The sequence below is a fragment of the Bacillus sp. FDAARGOS_235 genome (genome assembly GCF_002073415.2).
GTDB lineage: Bacteria > Bacillota > Bacilli > Bacillales > Bacillaceae_G > Bacillus_A > Bacillus_A toyonensis.
The window spans coordinates 2625001-2630000 of sequence record NZ_CP020437.2; the positions used below are offsets into that span (position 1 = coordinate 2625001).

Annotated in this window: 5 protein-coding genes and 2 rRNA genes (2 of these 7 only partly in view); 5 read left to right on the plus strand and 2 right to left on the minus strand. The window is 35.5% G+C overall.

Annotated elements, in window-relative coordinates; all coding sequences use genetic code 11:
• The 5 genes from A6J74_RS15295 to A6J74_RS15320 all read left to right on the plus strand — a co-directional run.
• On the plus strand, positions 1-997 hold the 3' portion of the coding sequence (locus tag A6J74_RS15295; protein WP_000845344.1) for a sensor histidine kinase. 17 nt of this gene lie to the left of the window's left edge; only the last 997 of its 1014 coding nucleotides appear in the window; the start codon falls outside the window, past its left edge; the stop codon is at positions 995-997.
• 68 nt (positions 998-1065) lie between these two features.
• Positions 1066-1995: an ABC transporter ATP-binding protein gene (locus tag A6J74_RS15300; RefSeq protein WP_000074551.1), complete on the plus strand. Its 930-nt coding sequence runs from the start codon at positions 1066-1068 to the stop codon at positions 1993-1995.
• Positions 1988-2725 (plus strand): ABC transporter permease, encoded by a 738-nt coding sequence (locus A6J74_RS15305; RefSeq protein WP_142309189.1) that lies wholly within the window; start codon positions 1988-1990, stop codon positions 2723-2725. The genes A6J74_RS15300 and A6J74_RS15305 overlap by 8 nt, the downstream gene beginning before the upstream one ends.
• A 17-nt stretch (positions 2726-2742) precedes the next feature.
• The gene (gene uppP / locus A6J74_RS15310) at positions 2743-3540 is read left to right on the plus strand and encodes an undecaprenyl-diphosphate phosphatase UppP (protein WP_001279967.1); all 798 of its coding nucleotides are present in this window, start codon (positions 2743-2745) and stop codon (positions 3538-3540) included.
• Positions 3541-3893: 353 nt separating this feature from the next.
• Positions 3894-4352: an ASCH domain-containing protein gene (locus A6J74_RS15320; RefSeq protein ID WP_001068552.1), complete on the plus strand. Its 459-nt coding sequence runs from the start codon at positions 3894-3896 to the stop codon at positions 4350-4352.
• A 141-nt stretch (positions 4353-4493) separates the two neighbouring features.
• On the opposite strand, the gene rrf is transcribed toward A6J74_RS15320, so the two are convergent.
• Positions 4494-4609: ribosomal RNA gene (gene rrf, locus A6J74_RS15325) — 5S ribosomal RNA — on the minus strand.
• 49 nt (positions 4610-4658) lie between these two features.
• Positions 4659-5000, minus strand: a 23S ribosomal RNA gene (locus A6J74_RS15330); it runs 2579 nt beyond the window's last position.

Below are 5000 nucleotides of genomic sequence, written 5' to 3' on the forward strand. Positions count from 1 at the left end.
CCTCTTCCTTATTTCATTACAACTTATCATTTGCGGACTTTTAAATATACAAATGGGCCCAAGAGTAAAAATGTCTTTATTTATTACCCTTATCTTAATTACAACTTATCTCTTCTTTTCAAGGATACAATTTATTCAAAATCACAAATCAATGAATACTAAATTAAGTCGTGTATTAAACGGAAATTTACAAACGAGATTATTCACAAGCAATGACCGTTCCTTACATCATATCGTTTTTTCAATAAACGAACTAATAGCTGAATTAGAAAAGGTTCGGATTGAAGCAAAAAGATACGAGGAATCTAGAAAACAACTTTTGTCTAGTATCTCGCATGATATCCGAACGCCACTCACCTCCATTATTGGATATATCGATGCTTTAAAAGATGGAGTAGCTGCTTCTGAAATAGAAAAGCAAGAATATCTTAAAATACTTTATATGAAATCAAATAACTTAAAACATCTAGTTGATGAAATATTCAATATGGCAAAGCTAGACGCCAATGAATTCCCACTAAAAGAAGAAGAACTCGACTTTTCTGAAGTTACTAGAGAAGCTTTAATCGATTTTTTACCTGAACTCTCAAAACATAATATCGAACTACAGGTTCTTATACCAGAATCTACTTGTCCTATCATCGCAGATCACCTTAGCCTTATGCGAATTATAGGTAATTTAATAAAAAATGCCATTTATTACGGAAAAGATGGGAAAACAGTAGGAATCGAACTACTAGAAACCAATACAGAATATGAACTTCTTATTTGGGACAAAGGCCCTGGCATTCCAAAACATGATTTACAAAACATATTTGAGCGAATGTACCGAAGCGAACAATCAAGAACCTCCTCTTTTGGTGGTAGCGGTCTCGGGCTTTCGATTTCTAAAGCGCTCGTGGAGAGAAATGGTGGGCATATATGGGTTGAAAGTATCCCATGGAAACGAACTACTTTTGGTTTTTCCATTCCAAAATACACTTCTTTTAAGAAATAGTTAAGAAATGATTAATATGCAGTTAAGCCTTCCTTCTTATTATGTAAGTAAGAACTTATAGAAAGTAGGTGTCTCCTATACATACAATTATAAAAACGACTAACCTTACTAAAGTATATGGCACTCAAAAATCAGTAGATAATCTAAATATTAATGTTCAACAAGGAGAGGTTTATGGATTCATAGGACGCAACGGTGCGGGCAAAACAACAACCATACGTATGCTACTTAGCCTTATAAAGCCTACAAGTGGAAATATTGAAATATTCGGAGAAGACTTATTTCAAAATCAAAAAAATATTTTAAGAAGAATTGGTTCTATCGTTGAGGTTCCAGGGTTTTATGAAAACTTAACTGCAAAAGAAAACTTATTAATTAATGCAAAGATAATTGGGATCCACAAAAAGAATGCCATTGAAGAAGCATTAGAAATAGTAGGCTTACAGCATGAAACAAAAAAGTTAGTAGGAAAGTATTCTTTAGGAATGAAGCAGCGCTTAGGAATTGCACGTGCTCTTCTCCACTACCCTGAACTACTCATACTAGATGAACCAACTAATGGACTCGATCCAATCGGTATTAAAGAAATGCGAAAACTCATTAAATCTTTAGCTCAGGAAAGAAATATAACGATACTCATTTCTAGTCACATATTAGTTGAAGTAGAACAACTAGTCGATCGTATGGGAATTATCCATGAAGGAAAGTTACTAGAAGAAGTTTCTCTTGATACGCTACGCAAAACCAACCGTAAGTACATAGAATTTCAAGTGAATAATGACAATAGAGCCACGATGCTATTAGAAAATCATCTTCAAATTTTTGATTATGAAGTACATGATGAAGGGAATATTCGTATTTATTCTCATTTTGGACAGCAAGGACACATAAACAGAACGTTCGTTCTTAATGATGTCGATGTATTAAAAATGGCGATGAGCGAAGACAGATTAGAAGATTATTTCACCAATCTAGTTGGAGGTGGAACAATTGGCTAATCTGCTCTATACAGAACTATTAAAATTAAAACGTTCCAATATGTTTTTAATTAGCATTATCGGGGCTGGTGTCGCACCCTTCTTAGTGGTCGTAGCGTCTTATATACACATAAAAACAAAACAACCTACTCCAACTATTTTGTTCCATCAACTATTCACCGAAGTTAACTTATATACTACTTTAATTATAGGATTCCCCTTATATGGGGTAGTGATTGCTTATCTGTTTACCCGTGAATATACAGAAGATACACTAAAACATTTACTAACTATTCCAGTCTCACGCATTAGCTTTATTATAAGTAAGTTCATCATTCTCTTTCTTTGGATTATAATGCTTACTTTAGTCGCTTGGACACTAACTTTATTATTAGGGCTAATAGGTAGCTTCCCTGGATTTAGTACCATCTTACTCTTAAGCTCTCTCGTAAAATTTTTAATATGTGGTGGACTTCTCTTTCTATTGTCTTCACCTATTGTACTATTAACCGTTGTAATGAAGACCTATGTACCACCTATTATATTAACGGTCATTATTACAATGATTAACCTTATGCTCGTGAACTCTAAACATAAAGATCTATTTCCGTGGACCGCTACTCTAGATATCGCAAATAACGAATTACAACCCACATATCCACCAGAGTATTCTTATATCATCATTGCAGCAACAGCAATTTTCGGATTTATTGCAACACTATTCTATTTTAAGAGAGTAGATATTCATTAATTTATAGGAGTGAAACTATGAGCGATATCATCATTGCCTTCATACTCGGTATTGTAGAGGGATTAGCAGAATTTTTACCTATCTCTTCTACTGGCCACCTTATATTAGTCGGACATTTATTAGGCTTCGAAGGAGAAAGAGCAAAGACCTTTGAAATCGTTATACAGTTAGGCGCAATTTTAGCTATTGCGATTTTATACTATAAACGCCTTGTTTCTTTATGTAATATTAAACCTCTTCTACGAAAAGAGAAAAAATTCAACGCATTCCATATATTTCTTGGTGTATTCCCAGCGGTAGTTGCTGGATTACTATTACATGGTGTTATTAAAACATACTTATTTCAGCCATATACTGTCGTCATTGGACTTGTAGCAGGAGCAATTCTTATGATTTTTGCAGAAGTAAAAAAGACAGAAGCAACCGCCTATTCACTGGATGATTTAACCTACCGTCAAGCATTAACAATTGGATTATTTCAATGCTTAGCGGTATATCCTGGCTTCTCTAGAGCTGGCTCTACTATTTCTGGAGGGTTATTAGCGAAAGTAAATTATAAGACCGCATCTGAATTCTCTTTTCTCATTGCTCTTCCTGTAATGGTTGGAGCTACAGGCTTAGACTTATTAAAAAGTTGGAAGTATTTAAGCGTTGATGACATCCCTATGTTTGCGGTAGGATTCATTACCTCTTTTATAGTAGCAATGCTAGCCGTAGTAACTTTTTTGAAGCTTTTAGAGAAGATCGGTTTAAAACCTTTTGCATATTATCGTATTTTGCTGGCTATCTTATTTACGCTGTTCATATTGCTATAGATTCATATAAGTCACATATTACTAAACTGATATTCAAGTTGGAATATCAGTTTTTTCTCTATTTCACCTCTAGTATTACTCACTTCAATATGGCATAGTTGTAATAAACCGCCCTTAATAATCCGAATATTCTTCAAACAGTTATATCCTTTACCGTACGACACAATTGGAAAATTAAAAATCCCATATATGGACAGAACGTGTTTACAAACCATATTCATTCCGCATATTCTCTTTCTTAATTCACAACACACCGATACAAATTTTAAATGCGTACAAAGGCATACAAATAAGTAAATTTCTCAGGGATTATAAAAAGACTACATATTAATTAGAGTGAGGTAACGATACAAATGAATCCATTAGCACAAACATATTGGGATACTTATTGGGGAAACAATGAAAAACCAGCATCTGTTACAGCTTGGCAATTTGGGGATTCCCCTAATTATCTTGCACAATTAGTAATTGATGGTATCAAAACCGCAACATGCTCCTGTCACATTTTTTATGAGTTAGAAAATGAACCACTACCGACGACTAATGATTATAGTATTATACTCAATAGTCAGGATGAACCTGTAGCGATTATTAAAACAATAGAAGTAACTGTAACACCGATGAATGAAGTAAGCGAAGAATTCGCTATCGCTGAAGGCGAAGGAGATTGCACGTATAATTACTGGAAAGACACCCATGTTCGTTTTTTTACAAAGGAACTAAATGAGTTTGGTTTTACTTTTTCTGAAGATATGCTACTCGTTTGCGAACGATTTGAGCTCATTGATGTGAAAAATACAGCAGAACTATAATAAACAGAGCTTTACTGAATTTTCATGTTGCTATTTTTTAACACAAATAAGCTCGTTATTTATAGCTCAAGAAAACTACAGATAACGAGCTTATTTTATAAAACATAAAAAAGACGAGTCATTCTGACTCGTCTTAAGCTTGCTTGGCGACGTCCTACTCTCACAGGGACAAGGTCCCAACTACCATCGGCGCTAGAGAGCTTAACTTCCGTGTTCGGTATGGGAACGGGTGTGACCTCTCTGCCATCATCACCAAACTATGAAGGCATATTCCTTCAAAACTAGATAACATTTGCTACATATTATATGGTTAAGTCCTCGATCTATTAGTATTCGTCAGCTCCACATGTCACCATGCTTCCACCTCGAACCTATCAACCTGATCATCTTTCAGGGATCTTACTAGCTTACGCTATGGGAAATCTCATCTTGAGGGGGGCTTCATGCTTAGATGCTTTCAGCACTTATCCCTTCCGCACATAGCTACCCAGCTATGCCCTTGGCAGAACAACTGGTACACCAGCGGTGCGTCCATCCCGGTCCTCTCGTACTAAGGACAGCTCCTCTCAAATTTCCTACGCCCACGACGGATAGGGACCGAACTGTCTCACGACGTTCTGAACCCAGCTCGCGTACCGCTTTAATGGG